At 55.8% G+C, this 24,400-nt stretch carries 16 protein-coding genes and 1 other RNA gene; 11 read left to right on the forward strand and 6 right to left on the reverse strand.

Features of this window, described 5'->3' with window-relative positions:
• Position 1: 1 nt before the first annotated feature.
• From smc to PspS34_RS08650, 7 genes are all read left to right on the forward strand, one after another.
• The gene (gene smc / locus PspS34_RS08620; RefSeq protein ID WP_154946549.1) at positions 2 to 3,490 is read left to right on the forward strand and encodes a chromosome segregation protein SMC; all 3,489 of its coding nucleotides are present in this window, start codon (positions 2 to 4) and stop codon (positions 3,488 to 3,490) included.
• 257 nt (positions 3,491 to 3,747) lie between these two features.
• Complete coding sequence (zipA, locus tag PspS34_RS08625) at positions 3,748 to 4,602, forward strand: cell division protein ZipA (RefSeq protein WP_008050196.1); 855 nt, start codon at positions 3,748 to 3,750, stop codon at positions 4,600 to 4,602.
• A 91-nt stretch (positions 4,603 to 4,693) separates the two neighbouring features.
• The gene (ligA, locus tag PspS34_RS08630) at positions 4,694 to 7,051 is read left to right on the forward strand and encodes an NAD-dependent DNA ligase LigA (RefSeq protein WP_159389569.1); all 2,358 of its coding nucleotides are present in this window, start codon (positions 4,694 to 4,696) and stop codon (positions 7,049 to 7,051) included.
• Positions 7,052 to 7,223: 172 nt separating this feature from the next.
• A complete protein-coding gene (locus tag PspS34_RS08635) occupies positions 7,224 to 8,390 on the forward strand; it encodes a putative zinc-binding peptidase (protein ID WP_159389570.1) in 1,167 nt (388 codons plus the stop codon).
• Positions 8,391 to 8,501: 111 nt separating this feature from the next.
• An RNA gene (gene ffs, locus PspS34_RS08640) (signal recognition particle sRNA small type) lies at positions 8,502 to 8,598 on the forward strand.
• 344 nt (positions 8,599 to 8,942) lie between these two features.
• A complete protein-coding gene (locus PspS34_RS08645) occupies positions 8,943 to 10,217 on the forward strand; it encodes an AAA family ATPase (RefSeq protein WP_159389571.1) in 1,275 nt (424 codons plus the stop codon).
• Positions 10,204 to 11,040 (forward strand): DUF4435 domain-containing protein, encoded by an 837-nt coding sequence (locus PspS34_RS08650; RefSeq protein WP_159389572.1) that lies wholly within the window; start codon positions 10,204 to 10,206, stop codon positions 11,038 to 11,040. The genes PspS34_RS08645 and PspS34_RS08650 overlap by 14 nt, the downstream gene beginning before the upstream one ends.
• Positions 11,041 to 11,228: 188 nt before the next feature.
• Here the strand turns inward: PspS34_RS08650 and PspS34_RS08655 are convergent, their stop codons facing one another.
• From PspS34_RS08655 to PspS34_RS08680, 6 genes are all read right to left on the reverse strand, one after another.
• Positions 11,229 to 11,447, reverse strand: a complete 219-nt coding sequence (locus PspS34_RS08655) for a hypothetical protein (protein ID WP_159389573.1) — start codon at positions 11,445 to 11,447, stop codon at positions 11,229 to 11,231.
• A gap of 124 nt (positions 11,448 to 11,571) precedes the next feature.
• Entirely contained in the window at positions 11,572 to 12,285 is a 714-nt protein-coding gene (locus PspS34_RS08660) for a hypothetical protein (RefSeq protein WP_159389574.1), read from the reverse strand.
• Between the two features lie 496 nt (positions 12,286 to 12,781).
• A complete protein-coding gene (locus tag PspS34_RS08665; protein WP_159390380.1) occupies positions 12,782 to 13,405 on the reverse strand; it encodes a recombinase family protein in 624 nt (207 codons plus the stop codon).
• A gap of 1,250 nt (positions 13,406 to 14,655) precedes the next feature.
• The gene (locus PspS34_RS08670) at positions 14,656 to 16,152 is read right to left on the reverse strand and encodes a hypothetical protein (protein WP_159389575.1); all 1,497 of its coding nucleotides are present in this window, start codon (positions 16,150 to 16,152) and stop codon (positions 14,656 to 14,658) included.
• 1,192 nt (positions 16,153 to 17,344) lie between these two features.
• Positions 17,345 to 18,646 (reverse strand): site-specific integrase, encoded by a 1,302-nt coding sequence (locus tag PspS34_RS08675; RefSeq protein WP_159389576.1) that lies wholly within the window; start codon positions 18,644 to 18,646, stop codon positions 17,345 to 17,347.
• 290 nt (positions 18,647 to 18,936) lie between these two features.
• Positions 18,937 to 19,734 (reverse strand): transporter substrate-binding domain-containing protein, encoded by a 798-nt coding sequence (locus tag PspS34_RS08680; RefSeq protein ID WP_159389577.1) that lies wholly within the window; start codon positions 19,732 to 19,734, stop codon positions 18,937 to 18,939.
• Between the two features lie 123 nt (positions 19,735 to 19,857).
• Between PspS34_RS08680 and dnaX the strand changes: the two genes are divergently transcribed.
• The 4 genes from dnaX to recR all read left to right on the forward strand — a co-directional run bounded on the left by dnaX (position 19,858) and on the right by recR (position 24,321).
• Positions 19,858 to 21,939 (forward strand): DNA polymerase III subunit gamma/tau, encoded by a 2,082-nt coding sequence (gene dnaX / locus PspS34_RS08685; protein ID WP_159389578.1) that lies wholly within the window; start codon positions 19,858 to 19,860, stop codon positions 21,937 to 21,939.
• A gap of 67 nt (positions 21,940 to 22,006) precedes the next feature.
• A complete protein-coding gene (locus PspS34_RS08690; protein ID WP_007971455.1) occupies positions 22,007 to 22,345 on the forward strand; it encodes a YbaB/EbfC family nucleoid-associated protein in 339 nt (112 codons plus the stop codon).
• A 262-nt stretch (positions 22,346 to 22,607) separates the two neighbouring features.
• A complete protein-coding gene (locus tag PspS34_RS08695) occupies positions 22,608 to 23,639 on the forward strand; it encodes an NADP-dependent oxidoreductase (protein WP_159389579.1) in 1,032 nt (343 codons plus the stop codon).
• 79 nt (positions 23,640 to 23,718) lie between these two features.
• A complete protein-coding gene (gene recR / locus PspS34_RS08700; RefSeq protein ID WP_057396224.1) occupies positions 23,719 to 24,321 on the forward strand; it encodes a recombination mediator RecR in 603 nt (200 codons plus the stop codon).
• Positions 24,322 to 24,400: the final 79 nt, after the last annotated feature.

Here is a 24,400-nt window from a genome sequence, read left to right on the forward strand (position 1 = left end):
CTTGCGGCTCAAGTGCATCAAGCTGGCGGGGTTCAAATCCTTCGTCGACCCGACCACGGTGAACTTCCCCAGTAACATGGCGGCGGTGGTCGGGCCCAATGGCTGCGGCAAATCGAACATCATCGACGCCGTGCGCTGGGTGATGGGCGAGAGTTCGGCGAAGAACCTGCGCGGCGAATCGATGACCGACGTCATCTTCAACGGCTCCACCAGCCGCAAGCCGGTGAGCCAGGCGAGCATCGAACTGGTGTTCGACAACTCCGACGGCACCTTGCTCGGGGAGTACGCCGCTTATGCGGAAATCTCCATCCGCCGCAAAGTGACCCGCGACAGCCAGACCACCTATTACCTCAACGGCACCAAATGCCGGCGCCGCGACATCACCGACATCTTCCTCGGCACCGGCCTTGGCCCGCGCAGCTACTCGATCATCGAGCAGGGGATGATCTCCAAGCTGATCGAGTCCAAACCCGAAGACCTGCGCAACTTCATCGAAGAAGCCGCGGGTATCTCCAAGTACAAGGAGCGCCGGCGCGAGACGGAAAACCGCATCCGCCGCACCCACGAAAACCTTGAGCGCCTGACCGACCTGCGCGAAGAGCTCGAGCGTCAGCTCGAACGCTTGCACCGCCAGGCCGAGGCCGCCAAGAAGTATCAGGAATTCAAGGGCGAGGAGCGTCAGCTCAAGGCCCAGCTGTCGGCCCTGCGCTGGCAGGCGCTGAACGATCAGGTCGGCCAGCGTGAAGCGATCATCGGCAACCAGGAAGTTTCTTTCGAAGCCTTGGTGGCCGAACAGCGCAATGCCGACGCAAGCATCGAGCGCCTGCGTGACGGGCACCACGACCTGTCGGAACGCTTCAACCTGGTGCAGGGGCGCTTCTACTCGGTCGGCGGCGACATTGCCCGGGTCGAGCAGAGCATCCAGCACGGTCAGCAGCGTTTGCGCCAGTTGCAGGATGACCTGAAAGAGGCCGAGCGCGCGCGCCTGGAAACCGAATCGCACCTGGGCCACGACCGCACGCTGCTGCTGACCCTCGGCGAAGAGCTGGACATGCTCACCCCGGAGCAGGAAGTCACCAGCGCCGCCGCCGAAGAGGCCGCTGCCGCGCTGGAAGAATCCGAAACCACCATGCACGGCTGGCAAGAGCAGTGGGATACGTTCAACCTCACCGCCGCCGAGCCGCGCCGTCAGGCCGAAGTGCAGCAATCGCGGATCCAGCAGCTGGAAACCAGCCTGGAGCGCCTGGCCGATCGCCAGAAGCGTCTTGGCGAAGAACGCGCCTTGCTCTCGGCGGACCCGGAAGACGCGGCGATCATGGCGCTCAGCGAGCAGCTCGCTGAATCCGAAGCGACGCTCGAGGATTTGCAGACCAGCGAAGAAGCCCAGGTCGAAAAGCTTGAGCAGTTGCGTCAGGAACTGCAGCAAGCGCTGACCGCGCAGCAGCAGGCGCAAGGCGATTTGCAGCGCCTCAACGGTCGGCTGGCTTCACTCGAAGCTTTGCAGCAAGCCGCGCTCGACCCGGGCACCGGTACCGCCGAATGGCTGCGCGAACAGAATCTTGCGAATCGCCCGCGCCTGGCCGAAGGCCTGAAGGTTGAGGCCGGTTGGGAACTGGCGGTGGAAACCGTGCTGGGTGCCGACCTGCAAGCGGTGCTGGTGGACGATTTCAACGATTTCGATCTGTCCGGGTTTGCCCAGGGCGACTTGCGCTTGCTCAGCCCGTCCAGCGATGGCGTACGGGTGCCGGGCAGCCTGCTGGACAAGGTCGAGGCGCAGCTCGATCTGTCGCCATGGCTGGGGCAGGTCAAGCCGGTGGACAGCCTCGAACAGGCCTTGGCCTTGCGCAGTCAATTGGCTGCCGGGCAGAGCCTGATCAGCCGCGACGGTTACTGGGTCGGTCGGCATTTTCTGCGGGTGCGTCGGGCTAGTGAAGCGGAAAGCGGCGTGCTCGCCCGGGGTCAGGAAATCCAGCAACTGGGCCTGGAGCGCGAAGAGCGCGAAGCCGCTGTCGAAACCCTGGAAACCCGACTGCAAAATCTCAGGGCACAGCAGCGTCAGCAGGAGAACGGGCGCGAACATCTGCGCCGTTTGCTGCAGGACGAAGCACGTCAGCAAGGTGAGTTGAAGGCTCAATTGTCTGCCGGCAAGGCCAAGGCCGAACAATTGACCCTGCGCCGTACCCGCCTCGACGAAGAGCTCATCGAACTCGATGAGCAGCGAGCGCTGGAACACGAAAACATCGGCGAAGCGCGCCTGCAATTGCAGGAAGCCCTCGACAGCATGGCGCAGGACACCGAGCAGCGTGAGTTGCTGCTGGCCCAGCGCGACAGCCTGCGTGAGCGTCTGGACCGGGTGCGTCAGGAAGCGCGGCAGCACAAGGATCACGCCCATCAGCTGGCGGTGCGTCTGGGCTCGCTCAAGGCGCAGCATGATTCGACGCGCCAGGCGCTGGAGCGGCTGGAGATGCAGTCCGAGCGCCTGACTGAAAAACGCGAGCAACTGAGCCTCAATCTGGAGGAGGGCGAGGCGCCACTGGAAGAGCTGCGCCTGAAACTCGAGGAGTTGCTCGACAAGCGCATGACCGTCGACGAAGAGCTCAAGACCGCGCAGATCGCCCTCGAAGATGCCGACCGCGAACTGCGCGACGCCGAGAAGCGTCGCAGCCAGGCCGAACAGCAATCCCAGTTGATTCGCAGCCAGCTCGAAACCCAGCGCATGGAATGGCAGGCCCTGACCGTACGCCGCAAGACTTTGCAGGACCAATTGCTGGAAGACGGCTACGATCTCCACGGCGTACTCGCGACACTGACTGCCGAGGCCAGCGAGAAGGAAGCTGAGGAAGAACTCGAGCGCATCGCCGCCAGGATCCAGCGTCTGGGCGCGATCAACCTGGCGGCCATCGATGAGTACCAGCAACAATCGGAGCGTAAACGTTATCTGGATGCGCAGAACGACGATCTGGTGGAAGCCCTTGAAACCCTTGAGAACGTGATTCGCAAGATCGACAAGGAAACCCGCAACCGTTTCAAGGATACCTTTGATCAGATCAATGGCGGTTTACAGGCGCTTTTCCCAAAAGTTTTCGGTGGAGGCCGCGCGTATTTGGAACTGACGGGCGAAGATCTACTCGATACAGGGGTAACAATCATGGCGCAGCCGCCAGGAAAGAAGAACAGCACCATCCATTTGCTCTCCGGCGGCGAAAAGGCCCTGACCGCATTGGCCCTGGTTTTTGCGATCTTCAAGTTGAACCCGGCGCCGTTCTGCATGCTCGATGAGGTTGACGCGCCACTGGATGACGCTAACGTTGGACGCTACGCGCGATTGGTAAAAGAGATGTCACAGACAGTGCAGTTCATCTATATCACCCACAACAAGATCGCCATGGAAATGGCCGAACAACTGATGGGTGTGACGATGCACGAACCCGGTTGTTCACGTCTGGTGGCGGTGGATGTCGAGGAGGCGATGGCGATGGTGGATGCCTGAGTCGGGGTTGTAGGAAGAGTGTTTGCGGCTTGTAGGACTCTTTTCCTGGCTTCGACTTGCTGGCCAATCGACATATTCGCGCTAGCCAACGTGGTAGACGGTGTAAAGTTGCCTTTGGTCGTGCTAGTTTAATGTCAATTTTTCGTATACGTGGGCAAAACGCCTGTCAGAACATAGAGTTGGCGCCACGTTTTAAAGCGGTTTGCAGGTTGTAAACCCCTTATTTTTCAGCATTTTTTATAGAGGCACGGGATTACATGGAAATCGGTCTGCGCGAGTGGCTGATCGTCATCGGCATTATTGTCATTGCCGGTATTCTTTTCGATGGCTGGCGCCGTATGCGCGGCGGCAAGGGAAAACTGAAGTTCCGTCTTGATCGAAGTCTGTCCAACCTGCCGGACGAGGACAGCAGCGCCGAGCTGCTGGGCCCGCCGCGCGTGCTGGACGCACATAAAGAGCCGCAACTGGACGAGCAGGATCTGCCGTCGGTGAGCATGCCGGCCCGGGAGCCTCGCGAGTCGGGCTCCAAACGCGGCAAGCGTGGCCATAGCGAGCCTTCCCAGGGCGACATGAACCTCAGCCTGGATCTGGACGGCGGCCCGAGCTTCAGCAGCCGCGACGACGATTTCCCGGACGACACCAAGTCCGCGCCAGCGGTCAACGACAAGGATCAGCCGCAAGCTGAAGAAGTGCTGGTGATCAGCGTGATCTGCCGCGACGCTGCCGGCTTCAAGGGCCCGGCGCTGTTGCAGAACATTCTGGAGAGCGGTTTGCGTTTCGGCGAGATGGATATTTTCCATCGCCACGAAAGCATGGCCGGCAACGGTGAAGTGCTGTTCTCCATGGCCAACGCCGTCAAGCCTGGCGTATTCGACCTGGACGACATCGACCACTTCAGCACCCCGGCGGTGAGTTTCTTCCTGGGTCTGCCGGGTCCTCGCCATCCGAAGCAAGCCTTCGACGTGATGGTGGCAGCGGCGCGTAAACTGTCCCAGGAGCTCAACGGTGAGCTCAAGGACGACCAGCGCAGCGTGCTGACCGCCCAGACGATCGAGCACTACCGTCAGCGCATTGTCGAGTTCGAACGCCGCGCCCTGACCCAGAAACGTTGATTGAAATGGTTATTCCCACGCGGTGCGCGGGATGATCGGCAAAACAGATTGAGCAGCCTCGGCTGCTCTTTTGCTTTATGAGAGAACACCCATGACCGCCGCCAAGAACCGTATTTTAGAGCTGCGCGCTGAGCTGGATCAGCACAACTATCGTTACCACGTGCTCGACGAACCGAGCATTCCGGACGCCGAGTACGACCGCTTGTTCAGCGAGCTCAAGGCTCTGGAAGCGGCCAATCCCGAACTGATCACCAGTGACTCGCCAACCCAGCGAGTGGGCAGCGCGGCGCTGTCGGCGTTTACCCAGGTGCGTCACGAAGTGCCGATGCTCAGTCTCGGCAACGCCTTCGAAGAAACCGACATGCGTGAGTTCGACCGCCGGGTGACCGAAGGCCTGGACCTGCCGGCGGGCGACCTGTTCGGTGGCGGCGCAACCGTTGAATATAGCTGTGAGCCCAAGCTTGATGGGCTGGCCGTCAGCCTGCTGTATCAGGATGGCGTGCTGGTGCGCGGCGCGACCCGCGGCGATGGCACCACCGGCGAAGACATCAGCGTCAACGTGCGCACCGTACGCAACATTCCGCTCAAGTTGCACGGCACCGGCTGGCCTGCGACCCTGGAAGTGCGCGGCGAAGTGTTCATGTCCAAGGCCGGTTTCGAGCGGCTCAACGCCACGCAACTGGAAGTCGGCGGCAAGACCTTCGCCAACCCGCGCAACGCGGCGGCGGGCAGTTTGCGCCAGCTGGACTCGAAGATCACCGCCAATCGCCCGCTGGAGTTCTGCTGCTACGGCATCGGCCAGGTGTCGGCGGACATCGCCGATACGCACATCGGTAATTTGCAGCAACTCCAGGCCTGGGGCATGCCGATCAGTCATGAGTTGAAACTGGCGCACGGCATCGCCGAGTGCCTGGATTACTACCGTGACATCGGCGAGCGTCGCAATGCGCTGCCATATGAAATCGACGGCGTGGTGTTCAAGGTCAACAGCATTGCCTCTCAGCGCGAACTGGGTTTCCGCGCCCGTGAGCCACGTTGGGCCATCGCCCATAAATTCCCGGCGATGGAAGAGCTCACCGAGCTGCTCGATGTGGAATTCCAGGTCGGCCGCACCGGGGCGGTGACGCCGGTGGCGCGTCTGAAACCGGTCAAGGTCGCGGGCGTCACGGTGGCCAACGCCACGTTGCACAACATGGACGAAGTCGCGCGCCTGGGCCTGATGATCGGCGACACGGTGATCATCCGCCGTGCCGGTGACGTGATTCCGCAAGTGGTGCAAGTGGTCATGGAGCGTCGTCCGGAAAACGCCCGGCCAGTACAGATTCCCGAGCAGTGCCCGGTATGTGGTTCCCATGTCGAGCGCACGCAACTGATCAAGCGCAGCAAGGGTCGCGAAACGGTCAGCGAAGGCGCGGTGTATCGCTGCGTCGGCCGGCTGGCCTGTGGCGCGCAGCTCAAACAGGCCATCATTCACTTCGTTTCCCGGCGCGCCATGGACATCGAAGGCCTGGGTGAGAAGAGTGTCGAGCAACTGGTCGACGAAGGCCTGGTGAGCTCGCCTGCGGATCTGTACGCCCTGACGTTCGAGCAGATCGTCGATCTGGAAGGCTTTGCCGAGCTGTCGAGCAAGAACCTGCTCGGCGCCATCGAAGACAGCAAGAGGCCGGGCCTGGCGCGGTTCATCTACGCCCTGGGGATTCCTGATGTCGGCGAGGAAACAGCCAAAGTCCTGGCCCGCTCCCTGGGTTCGCTGGAGCGGGTGCAACAGGCCTTGCCGCAGGTGCTGACGTACTTGCCGGATGTTGGCCTGGAAGTCGCGCACGAGATCCACAGTTTCTTCGAGGATGAGCATAACCGGCAGGTGATCGCTGATTTGCTCAGGCATGGCCTGCAGATTCAGGATCAGGGCGAGCTGGGTGCCGAGTTTTCGGCGAGCACCACGCTGGGCGGTTTCCTCGACAAACTGCATATCCCCTTGGTAGGGCCGGGCGGGGCGCAGAAACTGGCGGACAAATTCGGCTCGCTGCAGGCTGTGATCGGTGCTGACTGGCTGGATATGCGCCAGGCGCTGCCGGAAAAACAGGCCAATTCGGTGCGCGAGTTCTTCGCGGTCGAGGCCAATCGCCAATTGGCCGAAGCGGCGGAGAAGCAACTGGCCGATTTCGGCATGCACTGGCAGAGCGAGAAGAAGGTCGTCGAAGGCTTGCCGCTGGCCGGGCAGACCTGGGTGCTGACCGGCTCGCTGGAGCTGATGAGCCGTGATATCGCCAAGGACAAACTCGAAAGCCTCGGCGCCAAGGTCGCCGGCTCGGTGTCGGCCAAGACCCATTGCGTGGTGGCAGGGCCGGGTGCCGGTTCGAAGTTGACCAAGGCCAATGACCTGGGCTTGAAAGTGCTGGATGAAGAGGCGTTTGTTGAAACATTGCGCGGGTACGGCAAGGTAGATTGAGCAGCAATTCAACCTGTAGGAGCGAGCCTGCTCGCGATGGTGGATCAGGCGCATTGATGTCGACTGACACTCCATCGCGAGCAGGCTCGCTCCTACAGGTGTTGCGTTCGACCTGGGAACGATCCTCCTTGGGAAATGATCTAGTCTTGGCAAGCCCCAGGGAGAGATCGCCATGTACCCTTTCTTCGAGCAACTCAGCTCGCGCATCGCCGCGCCGTTCATGGGCGAAAGCTCGCGCAACAGCAAGGTCTGGTCCTGTCGTTGCGGGCAGTCGCTGTTCTTTCGCAACAGCCAGTGCCTGGCCTGTTCAGCGGCGTTGGGTTATCAGCCGGAGCAGAGTCGCTTGTCTGCGCTGCAACCGGGTGTGCAGGCAGGCACCTGGCGGCTGGATGCCGATCCCGGGGCGGGCCTGTTTCGACGCTGCGCCAATCTCGACTCCCCGGCGGCCTGTAATTGGTTGCTGCCAGCCAATGATCGTGATGTCTTGTGCATTGCCTGCAGCCTCAATCGCACCATTCCTGACCTATCGATAGCCGACAACCACGAGCGCTGGCGCAAGGTGGAAACCGCCAAGCGGCGTCTGGTGGCGCAACTGCTCAGCCTGGGGTTACAGGTGATTCCCAAAACCGTCGATGAAGACACGGGCCTTGCCTTCGATTTCATCGGCGTGGACCTCGAAGGCAAACCGCCCACTACCGGGCACGCCAATGGCCTGGTCACCCTCGATATCAAGGAAGCCGACGATGCGCACCGCGAGCAGGTGCGAGTGCAAATGCACGAACCCTATCGCACGCTGCTCGGGCATTTTCGTCACGAAGTCGGGCACTACTACTGGGATCGATTGATCGCCAATGGCCAGTGGCTTGAGCCTTTTCGCGGATTGTTCGGCGATGAGCGCGCCAGCTATGCCGAAGCCCTCGAGCGGCATTATCGGCAGGGCGCACCGCTCGACTGGCAGCAGCACTACGTCAGCGCCTACTCCACCATGCACCCGTGGGAAGACTGGGCGGAAACCTGGGCGCATTACCTGCACATGATGGATGCGGTGGACACCGCGCTGGGGTTTGGCATGAGTGCCCGGGAAATGGACTTCGACTATCAGCCGTTTCCACCTCAAACCCTTTACGATCCGCAGCATCCCGGCGGCGCGGCGTTCCTGTCGTTCGTCAATGCCTGGATCGAACTGGCGGGCATGCTCAACGAATTGTCACGCAGCATGGGGCAGCCGGATTTCTATCCGTTCGTCCTGCCGCCATCCGTCATTGCCAAGCTGCACTTTATTCACCTGGTGATTCAGCAGGAGGGCGGCAGGGCGGACGAGGTGCTTGAGGCGCAATAGCAAGTGCTTGAAGCCCCTCATGTTTTTAATCCGAAACCAACGGTTGTAACTTCGCCTCAGATAGGTACAATGGCGCGGCTCGCCGACAGGTGAGCGTCGTTATGGTGACCCTATCGGTCCCCCCGCAACGATCAGCCGTGAACCCGGTCAGGCCTGGAAGGGAGCAGCCGCAGCGGTGACATTGTGTGCCGGGGTGTGGCTGGTAGGGTTACCACCTATCTCTAAGTCCTTGATTTTACAAGGATTTGTCAGTCAAAAATCTCGAAGTGTGACAGCGTTGAGGTACACCTAAGTGGTGCAGCCTTGTCCCATATTAGCTAGCAATCATCCTCATTCCAAAGCCTTTGTTTCTTGAGTTGCAACGCCTAGTTCTCGCTGCCCCCCCCTCTGTGTCTCCCGTTAGTTCCCTTTGATTCGGACTATCTCAATCTTCTGCTGCTTAAAGTCTTCAAGGCATGACCTCGTTGTAGTACATTCCCATGATGGCCATCAGCCTCTCGGTACATTCGAAGGCTATGTCAAGCGAATGCTTAATCTAAAGTCGGGGTAGGAATGTATACCGTCAGGGAAGTAGGAATAGATAATTTCTGGCATCGACTAGATGCTAAATGCGTCTTTAATGATGATGTAAACATTATTATTGGGCGGAATGGTACTGGTAAAACTACATTCATGAATCTACTGCACGCTGCATTGACAGTGGATTTGGATGAGTTGGCCGAAAATGACTTTACCACCATTACAATAAAGCTGGTTAAGGGAAGTAAAAGCCGGCTTGTGCGTGTGACAAAAGGGGAAATCCCCAACTTTAATTTTCACTCCATAGATTATAGAATTTCCAATAAGCGCTATTCGCTTAGGGCAATTGCGGCTAGCGATGAAGTGCGCGTTCCAATAGGTTACAGGAAGCGTATACTAGAAGAGGCAGCAACGGTGCGTGGTTGTCTCTCTGAACTGATTAGTCTGTCCTCGTTGTCAGTCTATCGGCTTAAAAGTTCGGAAGATTATGAAATTAAAGATAGGTCGGGTAGGCGGCTTATCTCTCCAATTGACTTTAGATTGATGCAGCTGAGATCGGATATAACTAAGTACCAATATGAGTTGTCGCTGAAGGCTCGGGAAGTTTCGTCAAATCTACAGAAAGATGTACTTGCTTCAATTCTTTTTACGGATGGCGCTAATTCAAGGGCGGTGCCATCGAGTTTTGAAAAAGAAAAAGAGCACAGGAAGCTTGTGAATGCTTACACAAGATTGGGTGCAAGTGATTCAAACACTCAAAGAAAAATATCGGCGCACATCGTGGCCGTTGATGAGGCGTTCAAGGTTTTCTTTTCAGGTTCTCATGCGGAAATGAAGGAAAAGCACTTTACCGCAATTGAGTCTTTCTTAAGGACTCAAGATATTGTAGATATGTCGCTAAAGGCGGAAGAGAAAACTTTAGATATATATAGTGAAATCAATCAGTTTACTTCGACTCTTAAGGAGTTTATTCCTGATAAGAGTTTTAGTATTAGTTCTGGTGAGTTGAAGGTTGCTAGTACGGAGGGGAAGTGTGAGGAGATTCCTATTCCCAAGCTTTCCTCTGGCGAAAAACAACTGATCATTCTGTTGGCGGAAGCATTGCTCCAGCGGGGCAGGCACTATGTGTACTTGGCGGATGAGCCAGAGCTATCATTGCATATAGATTGGCAGAGAAAAATTCTGCCGGCCATCAAGCAACTCAATCAGAATGCACAGATCATCGCTGCTACTCACTCTCCAGAGGTCGCATCTAAATATCCGAAGTGCATTATCGATATGAAGGATGTTATCAATGGCCGTGCTTGATTACTCGGATGCAGCTCTAAACGTGCGTGCAGCCTTCTTCGGTGCGAGTCGAATGCTTTACGTTGAGGGTGAGGATGATGTTATTTTTTGGGAGTCGATACTGCGTGCTTTTCAGAAAAGCGGCTTTAAAGTCGAATCCGTTGATGGGGTAGAAGAGTTAAAAAAGAAAATAAAGAAAATTGAAGCTCGGCAAATTGACTCTGTGGCTGCAAGAGATTCTGATTTTACTAGGTTGGATCCCGCCTATAAAGTGGTTCAAGATGTAATGGTGACATATGGGCATTCGATTGAAAACTCGCTAGTAACTTCGATGGCGCTATTTCAGCTTGCGAAGATATATGGCCGTATCCCAGATGGTAAAATCTCTGAAGCAGACTTCGATGAATGGTTGGATGACTTAGAAAATAGTTTTGTGGATTTGATTTTCTACGATGCGGCCAATCAAATTAATGAAATGGGTGTTGGTGTGCTTTCAGATAACTGCACTCGTTTTATGACCAGTCAACAGTCTTGTTCGCCATGCACCAAAAAAATAGAGGCAGCGGTTGTGAAACACGCAGCTGATGTTCCTCTTCAGAACAACATGCTGACGGTAAAGGCTGTTTTTGGTAAAACGAGATATAGAGCTTTGGATTTCATGAGAGGGCATTTTTTAGCGACAGCTGCGATGAAAAGAGTCAACCGTCTGGTGGCTAGAAACGGTGGAAGTAAAACAGTTAATAACGATAGTTTTACAAGTAGTTTGATGATGGGATTTAGCAATGTTTTCAATCATCACCATCCGCATTATGAGCACTATGCGTCTCAGGTCGCAATTTTATAGCTGGCTATAGTTCGGTGTGGCACTAAGTGGCTTGCCTCGCTCAATATACACAAGGATGTGTATCTGTAGCTGTTTGATCGCAACGTTGGGACTATTGCCTGTTTGCATTTAGCGTGACTGCCCATTTGCTTGGTTGGGTGCTTAGTAACTGGCTACGGGGTTGCATCGCTTGAAGGGCTGATTGATGCCTACGGTTGTCGTATCCGCATAATCGCATCTGTGATTTCCCGTGCATTCATGTCCAGCGTTTCCAAAGCCGCTGTAGCGTTAGCAGCAACACTCCCCACTCCATTGTCAGAGAGCCACTTGATGACTTCTTCTATCGCCGCACATATGGCGTGCTGGTTGTGTAGAAGTAACGTCAGTGCATCCGCTGTGGCGATGTTGGCTTCTGAATTATCTGCCATGGGTATCTCCTTGAGTGATGGTGCCGTAAGCCTAGATCAACTAGCCGCTGGCTAGGACTGGGTGGGTAGTCGCCAAGCCCCGCCCAATTGTTTGCGTTCGACCTGACCAGCACGGCTTTTTGTTTCACTCGTCTTCGTTGTTTGTAGGTCCAATAATTCCTTTCGCAAGGAGCTCTTGTAGCGCCAGCTCAGGAATCAATGGCTCGTTAGCTTCAACTTGGTCTGCCAATTTTAGAAACCAGTCATATTTGTCAGAGTGTTGTGGGAACTGATCTTTCAACTGTTGAACCCGGTTTTTTGCTGATCGGAACCAATAAATGTTAAATGGATTGACCACGTTAAGTCCCTCAAAATGTAAGAGTGGCGCCGCGAACGGACCATCGCGAAATCGAGCGAACCATGTACCTAGGGGGATTTCGACTTCAGGTGATACAACAACACCAGGAATCTTTACCGTTGCCTCTAAGCGTACAGCCCTCACCAGGGCGTCACTGACCACGAAGAGGTTCCCATTACTCCTGTCTTCCCAGTATTTTCCATAAGCAATCCCGCCTCTAATCAGCCAATTCTGAGTGAGAGTGGCAAACCATAAACTTTGAACTGCATACAGAAGCGGAGGCAACTCGTCGCACACTATGAGAATTGAATCAGAATAGACGGCGACAGTAGCCTTCTCGGGAAATGGCCATTCGGCCATGCGTTTGCTGAATTCTTTGTACAATCTAATTGTTGTTTCGAACTCGTTTTCAACCGCGTGCGAAAAACCGAGGACATCGCAGAACGCGACGTACTTGTTGGGAATGACTGCCTCATCGAGGGTAGTATCCGAATTTTCCACTTGAATATTCTCATCGTAGATAGGTGAAAGGCTTGCCCGGTCTAAGATAGTCCAGTTGCTCCCCTTCGCAACAATTTGGTTCGCGAATCTCGGCTAGGCATGGTTCAGAGTTGTCGCTGATTTACTAGTCGCCGCGACTGACCCTAGTGAGTCGCTTGTTGCTTTCTGTGACGGTAGAAACTGGTCGTTTTCTGTCGGTTGTAAGCCACATTTCAAAATCCACCGATACCCCAGATTTTTCAAACCGGCACTTGCCCTAGGGGTAAATATCGCCCGTGAGTCTGTGGCGAAAATATCAGAGAGGCACTGGGGGGAGCGGTGGAAATCCCGCTAAGTGTGGGTCGAGGTTAAGAGCCATTCCCGTGCCAACCCACTGTCAGCGGCTACGATTTCAAAATATGACAGGCATGAAAAGGCCGCCCGTAGGCGGCTATGTCGTGGTCGCTCCTGAATACCCAGGAAGGGCGTAGCGTTGCTGGAATCGCTTCCTATGGCCTTAGAGGGTCAATTCCTTCTTGATCCGGTACACAGTGGCGATACCCACATCAGCCAGCTTAGCTATCTCTTCCATAGTATTGCCGTTACGTTTGAGCAGATCGGCTACCTGATCCCACTTCTTCTGGTTGCGGCCCTTGCCTCCGACCTTCTCGCCACGGGCACGCTTGTTATCCAGTCCCTGCTTGATACGCTCTACCCGCTTCTCTTGATCTAGGCGGGCCATTGTTGCCATCAGGTCCACCAGCATCTCATTGATAACCTGCATTATGCGGGTGCCAATGTCACCATCATCTTTCAGAGTAAGCATCTCGTGAGTGGTCGGCATATCAGCAACAACTAGACGCAGCCCCTTAGATTTGATCGTGGACTTCAGAGAATCCCACTCAGCCATCGTCAGGCGAGACAGGCGGTCTACCGACTCCACTAGCAGCACATCACCAGCCGACGCCGAGGCCAGCAGGCGAGACAACTCAGGACGCTCCAGCTTGGTGCCGCTGATGTTCTCTGAATAGATGCCTGCCACTTGCAGGCTCTTGCCCTGGGCAAAGTCCAGCAGGGACTGTTTAGCTCGCTCTGCGTCCTGATCGCTAGTCGAAGCACGAAGGTAGAGATGGGCCTTGATCATGGTTTTATCCTTTGTCTTGATTTGCCATAGCCTAACGATAACATATCATTTAACTACCAACCAACTGGTGAGTGATAGGAATGCACGACTATTTATCGCCATCTCGGATAGCTATAGACAAATGGTAGGCTAGCGATAACCTCACCCTTGAGGACATCGAGGATGATTCACAAATGAATGATCGATTGGGCTCAAGTTTGAGTCGAGTTACCGAAGCTTTCCAGCACGCATAAGAAGGCCCGCACACTGGCGGGCAGAGGGAGATGGCCCCACTATTGGGGGCATCGAGGATGGCTCATTCTTGATTCATCAGGCGGCTATCCCCCTATAGCAATGCAGGACTTCCTGCTTTCAAGGCCCTCCATTGCAGGGGCTTATGAGCCATGGCGGAAATCCAGGTAGTCATGCGGGGAACTCTGCCAGTTTGCGAGAGATACGGGCCGTGTGGCGACATTGGCTTAACCCGCCTGTAGCGGATGTCCCGTAAACAGGGGGTTAGGCGGGGGTAAGGGTGTATCAGCACCGGCATTGCCGCCCGTTGGAGATTAGATAGTGGTTAGTTCTGCGATTAGTAATCGAGGTGCCAGCAAATTTGCGTTCTCCTATCCACCAGCGGAGGTGTCAGCCACTCTGCTGGCACTCACGCCCACCAGCGGGGTAGAACCAAAGTTGGTCTGACCTATGCCACCAGCGGTAATGGCTCTGCCGTCATGCGATAATAAACTTATGCCGCTCGGCATGGTTAGCATCAAGATCAAGAGCAGGGTGGTGGCTGAGCCCCCTATCTACCCTACTGAATAAAATTGTTATCTTGCCTCACGGCGTAACATGTAATCGGTGGGGTAGTGGCAGACAAGCCCCACACGCTTTTGATCTGAACTGTACAGGTATGTGGTGACTGACAGTCACGGATAATTGACTTCGAAGTCTGTAACCTCCATTCTTCCTGCCTGTGCCTCGGGGCACGATTAACAACTGTATACTCCCAGGGAAGAAAGGGGGGAGCCCCCCTCCCGCTTTTGCTCTGAATTGTGCAAGGGAGCTGGTGCCTCAGGCACAGGTTAATTTCTTGTGAGCATAGTAGTAACTGCTAATCCTTCAACATTGGTTAATCGTGGCGTAGACGCCTCATGTTCAACCGATGAGTGGAATAGTGCGTAACTTGGTATTATGATTGCTTCTTTAGTGTCTCCTTGTCAGATACAGCGGAAAAAATCTCTTAAAGATCTCTAAGAGAAAATTTCCACTTATCCGTCCTCACTCAGCTCTTCCAATTGACGATAAGGTTTCAACCAGTTTCTCACTGTTCTATCTGTCTTACCTATCTGTGCTGCAATGAGTATAGTGTTATGCCCCTTCCCCCATAGTTCAATAGCTTTCTTTTTAAGCTGTTCTCTATTGGTTTTTGCTGGCGAGGTCGGCGCTACAACTAATTCAGAATAGGTGCAATCGATGGTGCAATCACCAATCCTCTCCTTGAGAAAGTTGGCAATGTCGATGTCTTGAACGAACAGCAAAATTTTACCATTATGGCTTCTTGACCTTAATGCTGTCCTGCAAACAGACTGAATAGTTGATTCGTAAAACCGCTCGTACTTGATGGCGTTCTTTATCTCCGCCACCTCAATCTCGTTCTTAATAGAAAGAAGCCCCGCAAGAGTAAGTGTGCTTCTATTCTCAATCGGTGTAATGTTTCCATGTTGAAGGCAGATTGCGATGCTGTAATCGTCATAATCATTTATCCCTCGATTGTCAATCTTAATGCGGCTGATATTGCTGAATTCGCTACCTTCCCGAACTGGAAGCTCGGGTTGACACCAAGTATGTGCTACTAGGATCGCTTTTCTGCTACCGATAATTCTGAATACATCCACCTTTAGCCACGCATCAAGAAGGCAGTCATCTTGGTAAACGTGGTGAATCTTCCCGCCTTTCATAAGAGCGGCCGTCTTCGAGTATGCTTTGTTTTCAAAAAACGGATGAATGATTACTTCATTACCGTAACCCGTGAAGTCAAGGGTTGCATCGATAGGAATGATAGACCAGCCAGCACCTTTTAAAATAACCCCTAGAAGTGTTTTCTGAATCTCAGCCCCCATGATGACGGTGGTCTCTGCTGCCTCGAATGCAGGTATGTAGTGTTTGACTCCGATTATTCTCATTGTGCGCTTTTGCTTTGCGTCAAGCTCATCAATCTCAACTATATATCTATCGTCTAGGAGAGCTTTCAGTACTTTGCATGCATCGTTTGATAGCGTCGAGTCAAACCCACTCGCCAAGTCATCGATCAATTGCTTGCAAGAGTCTTTTGCTTTGACTCTGTCTTTATCACCTATCCTGACAATATCAACGATTCTATCGAATACCTTGCGATACGATAAATTAGTGAAGCTACAAGTGTTGCAATCCCACGTCACCGGAATCTCATCGATATATAGGTGCCACCCCTGTAGTGCGTCTGGATTAATAAGCCTGAGAGATTCGTGTGTGCAGATGATGATCCTGTCAGTCTGATTGATTAGGTTACCCTCTAAGCATTGAACGACTGATCCATCTACAGTATCGCTGTTGATTGAGTTGAACTCTAGGCCAATGCTCGTCAGTCTCCGCTGCACCTCGCCAGCAAGAAGCTTGGTAGGGAAGGCAAGGATAGAGTTTGAATCTTTACTCTGGTTAAGGTGGTTGATTAGCCAAGTAGTCTTTCCTGCTCCTGGGGGGGCAATTAGGGTATTGATAATCTTCATAGGATTTGGTTCGGACTGGGCGCAGCAGCATGAGAGTGCTGAGGCGCCCTTGAAGTGAGGTTAGGTAATTTTGTTATCGAGCGGTGAGTTGCGTGGCTTGAGGCATTTTTAACGACTTATTAATAATTTAATGTGAGATTTTTATGGCCTTGATTTTTTCTATGCGTTGCAGTGTGCATTCTTCCTCATGATCTCGTCGGATCTTATAGAGCTCGAAGCCGGCTTTTACATAGTTCCGATAAAGTTGAAGCTCCCAGAATCGTGGGTTTGCATCAGGCCAATGTTTCTGAAACTCTGTAATGAAAGTTATGTCTCCCTCGCTTGCGGCGGTGCAATGATAACAATCGCCTTCAGATGGGTCATCTGTAAGTCCGAGTATTTCCTCGTCACTCGTTATCAGAAAGTATAGTGCTGGGTAGTGTCCATCTCCGTAGGTTATTTCGCAGTACCGCGAAGTGATAGCGCTGACAATGTAAGGGTACATTGCTTGGCTACTAATTTTCTTTTTGCGTTGCTGATTGCTGGGTTTCATGTTTTATATATGATCGTTTGTGTGTTTATTTTGATAAAAGAATACCGTAGCTCTATTGGTGAGCTATTGTGTTCTGTCTTTTAAGTTGGGTAAGGCTATATGGCTGGCTGGAAGCTGAAGTCCGAGCTATATGTTTCTTGTAAATATTGTGTTTCTGGCTTATTTGAATTTTCTATCTTGGTGGTTGCTTGCCTACATTGCTTTTGATGGTCGGTATTTTAGTTGTGGAAAAGCATTTGTCAATAGTTGTGTTTAGTTTGTTTTATTTGAGATTTAATTATTGCTTACTTGCTTACTTGCTTACTTGCTTACTTGCTTACTTGCTTACTTGCTTACTTGCTTAAGTCGTTAACTCATTAAGTGGTTAAGCAATCACGCACCCGATTGCGTATCCACTCAAGCCCTCACGTACCCATCCAAGGGCGTGACCAATCGATCAATTGATTGCTTGAGCAATCGTTCAATGGCTTGAGTGATCAATGGTTCAATGGCTTACCTATACAAGTACATGCCTGCTCACGGACCCAAGCAGTCGCGCACGTGGGTAAGGGAGGGCGTAGGCAGGTACTCAAATGGGTAAGTACCCAGATGGGTAGCTACCCAGTGGTATATACAACCTAGGTGGGGGCAGGAGGGCTGACGCTTGGTGGAGGTGGGCTTTCAGGCTGTGATGTGAATGTGCTGGAGGGCTTCTGCCATAGCTTTCAGTGGGCTCCGGCTGCCGTAGATGCTAAACGTGACCGCCCCGTCCTCGTGACCGGCTATTCGCTTTATCAGCGAATCCTGCACACCAGCATCCCGCAGGTCGTCAATGAGGGTGTGGCGGAAGCTGTGGAAGGTCTTTCTCGGGTCGGTGATGCCCTGCTTGGTCTTGTACCGACCGAACCACTTCGACGGAGCATGGCCCAGCTTCCCCCGTACGGCTTCCAGTTCAGGGAACAGCCGTTCCGCTCCTGTGGACCGAACTAACTCGACATGCAGCAGTAGTCCCAGCTTGATCAGAGCAGGGTGGATGGGCAGTACACGTCTGCTACTGGAGTTCTTCAGGTTCTGGCCTTCGCGGCTGTCATCGATGCGGATGCACTGGAGACCCTGTTGCTCGATGAAGTCATCCACACGTAACTGGCAGAGTTCTTCCAGCCGAGCCCCAGTGGCCCGACCCAGGAGTGGCAACCAGTAACGCCACGGATGCTTGCGGGCTTCTGCTCTGAGTAAAGACAGATCCAGTAGGGTGGTCAGATCGTGTCGATCAAAGGACAGCCGTGCTTCCTTAGCAGACCCGGTCATGACCTTCAGCCCCAGCAGCGGATTGTCCGTAATGTACCCATTGGACTTGCACCAGTTCAGGAAGGCAGAGAGCTTGCGAAGGCGGTTGTTCACGGTAACGGCGGTGATGGTCTTATAGGTGGCACCAGACTCAACGACCTGCTTCAGGGATTTGCCCTCGTACTCGGGACGTAGGCCGAAGTATTGCGGGCAACGACTCAGACGATCTTTCAATAGTCGGGCTTGCTGTACGTCAAATGCTTCAACGGGCATGTCACCCATCAGTTCGAACAAATCTCGTAATGAGCGTTCGACTTCGTGCGTGCTGACCTCACGCCACGTGCCACCACGTTTCCCTTCTTCTATATAGAGCTTCGACAGGGTGGCAAGGGTAGGGCCGTCACTGTTCCGCTTCACTGCATTAGTTGGCGCCTTCCGTACAGCAGGTTGGATCGTTGGTGAGGGGGTAGAGTCTCGCCACTCCGAACACAGCCTACGCAGCGTCTGAAGGTCTGCCAAGGGGTGTGCGTTCAGGTGGCTATGGACTTGCTGGGCGAGTGAAGCAGCGAGGAACAGGGCGCTCTGCCGCTGCCGGATGTTCAGGCTCAAACGTAAAGTGTGACACCTCGGGAAGAGGTGCTTGGGCAGCTTGAGATTGAGGTAGTAGAGCGCCCCGCGCTTGATCAGGTAGGCCATGGGTGTGACACCAAAGTGTGACAGCAAAGTGTGACAGTGCTGGCTACACCCCGATTTTTTGACGGCCTGTGATCACCTTGAACACAGTAGTAAGGAACAACCCAATAACGCCACAACCCTTGATATAGAAGCTTCGCAACGATCAGCGAGCATGCTTGCATGCCACCTCGGTGGCCTGGAAGGGAGCAGCCGCAGCGGTGACATTGTGTGCCGGGGTGTGGCTGGTAGGGTTACCACCTTAACGCCACGCGAGTGTTCTCTCGCGTTATCTTTCTGAATTAAGACTTTCGCTAGCTGCCAGGATCTTCTCCGGGGCGGTTTTTCGCTGTTTGCGGTTTATCCACAGCCGTAGGCTCGCCACCGATATACAGCCGAACAACCTCATCGATCTCTCCGGACATCTTCATCCGCGCCAAGGTGCGCAGGATGCTCTGCACCGGGATCTTCGGGTCGTTGCGAACGTAGCAACCGATTTGGTTTTCCTGCAGCACTGCCACGCCTTGCAGTTGCTGCTCCGGCAGCAGGCGGTGATTGAACCAGTCCAGGCTCCATTGATTGCTGACGGCATAGCGATTGCGGCCGGCCAGGAGCTTTTCCAGCACTTGTTCCTGATTGCGTGCGTCGTCGCGCTGCAGTTGGCCGGTGTCGAACAGCGGTTGCAGGGTCGGGTAGCTGTAACCGAGCACGGTGCCAATGGGCTGTTGCGGCAAGTCGGCGGGGTTGACTGCGCCGGGCGGCGCATGCCGGGTGATCAGCACGTCAGGTTGAATGAAGAGCGGGATGCTCCAGAGATAATCGCCAGGCTGATCGGGCAGCCACGATTGCGCGGCATAACAGCGGACATCGACCTCGCCTTGCTCCATGGCGTTTTCCACCCGCCCGCGGGGCAATACATGGAATTCGGCCGGCACGCCGACCTGGGTCGCGAGGCTGAGCATCACGTCATACAGGATGCCCTGGGTCGGTTTGCCCCGTTCAAGCTGCACCATGGGCATGGTCCAGCTGTCGGATATCACGAAGCGCAGCGGTGCTTGCGCAGCCACGCCGTCCAGGCTGATCAACAGCAATGCCCCCAAGGCCAGCCGCATAAACACTCCGTTAAAAGCCCCCGATGTGCAGCTTAGCCACAATACACGAGCGCACCGGATGCAATTTGTCCCTTGCTCCGCTAGCATTAGCCGCTTCTGCTTCCTTCGCTGCGACGGTTTTCGATGAGTTATCAGGTTCTTGCACGTAAATGGCGTCCGCGCTCGTTCCGCGAAATGGTCGGCCAGACCCATGTGCTCAAGGCTCTGATCAATGCCTTGGACAGCCAGCGGCTGCACCACGCCTACCTCTTTACCGGTACCCGTGGGGTCGGCAAGACCACCATCGCGCGAATTATTGCCAAATGCCTTAACTGCGAGACAGGTATCACTTCGACCCCCTGTGGCGAGTGTTCGGTGTGTCGCGAAATCGACGAAGGCCGCTTTGTCGACCTGATCGAGATCGACGCCGCGAGCCGCACCAAGGTCGAAGATACCCGCGAATTGCTCGACAACGTGCAGTACGCCCCGAGCCGCGGGCGCTTCAAGGTCTACCTGATCGACGAAGTGCACATGCTCTCAAGCCATTCCTTCAACGCACTGCTCAAAACCCTTGAAGAGCCGCCACCCTACGTCAAGTTCATCCTGGCGACCACTGACCCGCAGAAACTTCCTGCAACGATTCTGTCGCGGTGCTTGCAGTTCTCCTTGAAGAACATGACGCCGGAACGCGTTGTCGAGCACCTGACCCACGTACTGGGTGTCGAGAACGTGCCGTTCGAAGACGATGCGCTGTGGCTGCTGGGCCGTGCCGCCGACGGGTCGATGCGTGATGCCATGAGCCTGACCGACCAGGCGATTGCCTTCGGTGAAGGCAAGGTCATGGCCGCCGACGTGCGGGCGATGCTCGGGACCCTCGATCACGGGCAGGTCTACGACGTCCTGCATGCCCTGATCGAAGGCGATGCCAAGGCGTTGCTCGAAGCCGTCCGCCACCTGGCCGAACAAGGCCCGGACTGGAACGGCGTGCTTTCGGAAATTCTCAATGTGCTGCACCGCGTTGCCATCGCCCAGGCCTTGCCGGAAGGTGTCGACAACGGTCACGGCGACCGTGATCGCGTGCTGGCACTGGCCCAGGCGTTGCCGGCCGAAGACGTGCAGTTCTACTACCAGATGGGCCTGATCGGGCGCCGCGACCTGCCGCTGGCGCCGGATCCCCGGGGCGGTTTTGAAATGGTGTTGCTTCGGATGCTGGCGTTCCGGCCCGCAGACACTGCGGATGCCCCGAGGCAACCGCTAAAGCCAGTGGGGATCAGCCAGGCCACAGTTGATTCCGCAAACTCAGTGGCTGCCGCGCCGGTTGTTGCGCCGGTTGTCGCTGCGGTCGTTGCCCCGATAGCGGCTGCGCCAGTGGCAGCTCCAGCGCCTGCACCGGAACCGGTTGCGCCGGTCGTTGTGCCAGAACCTGCGCCTGTGCCTGTGGTTGAAGCGGTCGTGGTCGAAGAGGTTGTCGACCTGCCGTGGAATGACCCGGTCGAGCCAGCGCCCGTCCAGCAACCGGCGGCAGAGCCGGTGCTGGAAACCGCCAGCGAACAATCCGAATTACCGCCAATGCCGTTGCCGACGCCGGACAGCGTGGTGCCGGACGCCCCGGAGTGGGCCGCCGCGCCGATCCCGGAACCTTCGGTGGCCGACGTCGATGCCGCGACGCCGGGCATGGACCTGGATGACGAGCCGCCGCTGGACGAGGATTACATCGAGCCGGACATGGATTCGGCCTACAGTTACCTCGACGAGCTGGCCAGCGAGCATGCCGCCGACCCGGCTCCGGAGCCCGAGCCTGAGCCCGCCGCGATGCCGGCCACCGGTCTGGCCCTGCAATGGCTGGAGCTGTTCCCGAAATTGCCGATCTCCGGCATGACCGGCAGTATCGCCGCCAACTGCACGCTGATCGCGGTCGATGGCGACAATTGGCTGATGCACCTGGACCCGGCCCACAGTGCCTTGTTCAACGCCACTCAACAGCGTCGCCTCAACGATGCGCTGAACCAGTATCACCAGCGCACGCTGACCCTGAGCATCGAGCTGATCAAGCCCGAGCAGGAAACCCCGGCACAAGCGGCTTCGCGCCGCCGCGCCAACCGTCAGCGCGAGGCGGAGGAATCGATCCACGGTGATCCGTTCATCCAGCAAATGATGCAGCAGTTCGGTGCGGTGGTCCGTAACGATACTATTGAACCTGTCGACGCCCTGGTCACTCAGGGCTAATAACTGAAGGCACCCGGTCGCATGGGCCGGGCGCTGTTTTAATCCAAGTACTTTTGAGGTGATTACCATGATGAAAGGTGGCATGGCCGGCCTGATGAAGCAGGCGCAGCAGATGCAGGAAAAAATGGCCAAGATGCAGGAAGAACTGGCCAACGCCGAAGTCACCGGTAAGGCCGGTGGCGATATGGTCACCGTGGTGATGACCGGTCGTCATGACGTCAAGAGCGTGACCATCGACCCAAGCCTGGTCGAAGGCATGAGCGAAGACGACAAGGAAATGCTGGAAGCGGTCATCGCATCCGCGGTCAACGATGCCGTGCGCAAGATCGAAGCCAACAGCCAGGACAAAATGGGCAGCATGACTGCCGGCATGCAACTGCCGCCGGGCATGAAACTGCCATTCTGATTCGCCTTCAGGCGGCAGATGAGTTACAAAAATGCCAGGCATAACGCCTGGCATTTTTGTTTCTGGCCATTGGGTCGATGGTGGTAGGTATGCCGCCATCGCGAGCAGGCTCGCTCCCACAGGGGGTTGCATTCCAAATGTGGGAGCGAGCCTGCTCGCGAAGAATTCACCGCGGTCCAACTGAAAACACATCGAACGCCATACCGCCACAAAGGTCTGCTCCCTACATCACTGAACCTCATCGATCACAGGAGACGCTGCCATGTCCGACCCCATGACCCTCAATCAACGCATTGTCCTGGCTTCTCGCCCGGTGGGCGCGCCAACGCCGGAAAACTTCCGCATGGAGCGGGTGACGCTGCCGGACCTGGCCGACGGTCAGGTGCTGCTCAAGACCGTTTTCCTGTCGCTGGATCCCTACATGCGCGGACGCATGAGTGACGCACCGTCCTACGCCGCACCGGTGGAAATCGGCGAAGTCATGACCGGGGGCGCTGTCAGCCGGGTTGAGCGTTCGCTCAATCCGAAGTTTCAGGAAGGTGACCTGGTGGTCGGTGCCACCGGTTGGCAAAGCCACAGCATCAATGACGGTCGCAGCATCATTCCGATCCCCGCGCTGCCAAGCCCTTCGATGGCCCTCGGGGTGCTGGGGATGCCGGGCATGACCGCGTACATGGGCCTGATGGACATCGGTCAGCCGAAGGCCGGCGAAACCCTGGTGGTTGCAGCGGCGTCCGGGGCAGTGGGGTCGGTGGTCGGCCAGGTGGCGAAGATCAAGGGGCTGCGCGTGGTCGGTGTGGCGGGTGGTGCGGAAAAGTGCCGTTATGTGGTCGACGAGTTGGGTTTCGACGCCTGCATCGACCACAAGAGCCCGGACTTTGCCGATGAACTGGCGCAAGCCTGTCCCAAGGGCATCGACATCTATTATGAAAACGTCGGCGGCAAGGTATTCGACGCCGTGGTGCCATTGCTCAATCCCAAGGCACGGATTCCGCTGTGTGGCTTGATCGCGTCCTATAACGCCCATGAGGCGCCGAGCGGCCCGGATCGCCTGCCACTGTTGCAGCGCAGCCTGTTGACCAAGCGAGTGCGCATCCAGGGCTTCATCGTGTTCGATGACTATGGTGATCGCCAGCCGGAATTCCTAAGTGCCATGGCGCCCTGGGTACGCGATGGCAAGGTGAAGTTCCGCGAAGACGTGGTCGATGGCCTGGAACAGGCACCCGATGCGTTCATCGGCCTGCTGGAAGGGCGCAACTTCGGCAAGTTGGTGGTTCGGGTTTCCCGGGACTGAGTAATTCACGCTGCAATTTGACGCTCAACCGAGGCGCGGGTATAAACCGCGTCTCGTTGTTTTGTCGGACTTTTCCACCATGAGCTTCAGCCCTTTGATTCGCCAACTGATCGACGCCCTGCGAATTCTGCCAGGCGTGGGTCAGAAAACCGCCCAGCGCATGGCGTTGCAGTTGCTCGAGCGTGACCGCAGCGGCGGCTCGCGCCTGGCGCTGGCCCTGAGCCAGGCCATGGAAGGGGTCGGTCACTGCCGCTTGTGCCGTACGTTGACGGAAGATGATCTGTGCCCGCAATGCGCCGATACCCGTCGCGACGACACCTTGCTCTGCGTGGTGGAAGGGCCGATGGACGTCTATGCGGTGGAGCAGACCGGTTTCCGCGGGCGCTATTTCGTGCTCAAGGGCCATCTGTCGCCGCTCGACGGCTTGGGGCCGGAAGCCATCGGCATTCCGCAGTTGATGGCACGGATAGAAGAGGCCGGCACCTTCACCGAAGTCATTCTGGCCACCAACCCGACCGTGGAAGGTGAAGCCACGGCGCACTACATCGCCCAATTGCTCAGCAGCAAAGGCCTGATCGCCTCGCGCATCGCCCATGGCGTACCGCTGGGTGGCGAGCTGGAGCTGGTGGATGGCGGGACGCTGGCGCATTCGTTTGCCGGGCGTAAGCCGATCACCCTGTAATTTGTGTTGTCCGGGCTGACGCCTTCGCGAGCAGGCTCGCTCCCACATTGGTTTTGTGTACGCCGCAATACCCTGTGGG

The sequence above is a fragment of the Pseudomonas sp. S34 genome (assembly GCF_009866745.1).
Lineage (GTDB): Bacteria > Pseudomonadota > Gammaproteobacteria > Pseudomonadales > Pseudomonadaceae > Aquipseudomonas > Aquipseudomonas jessenii.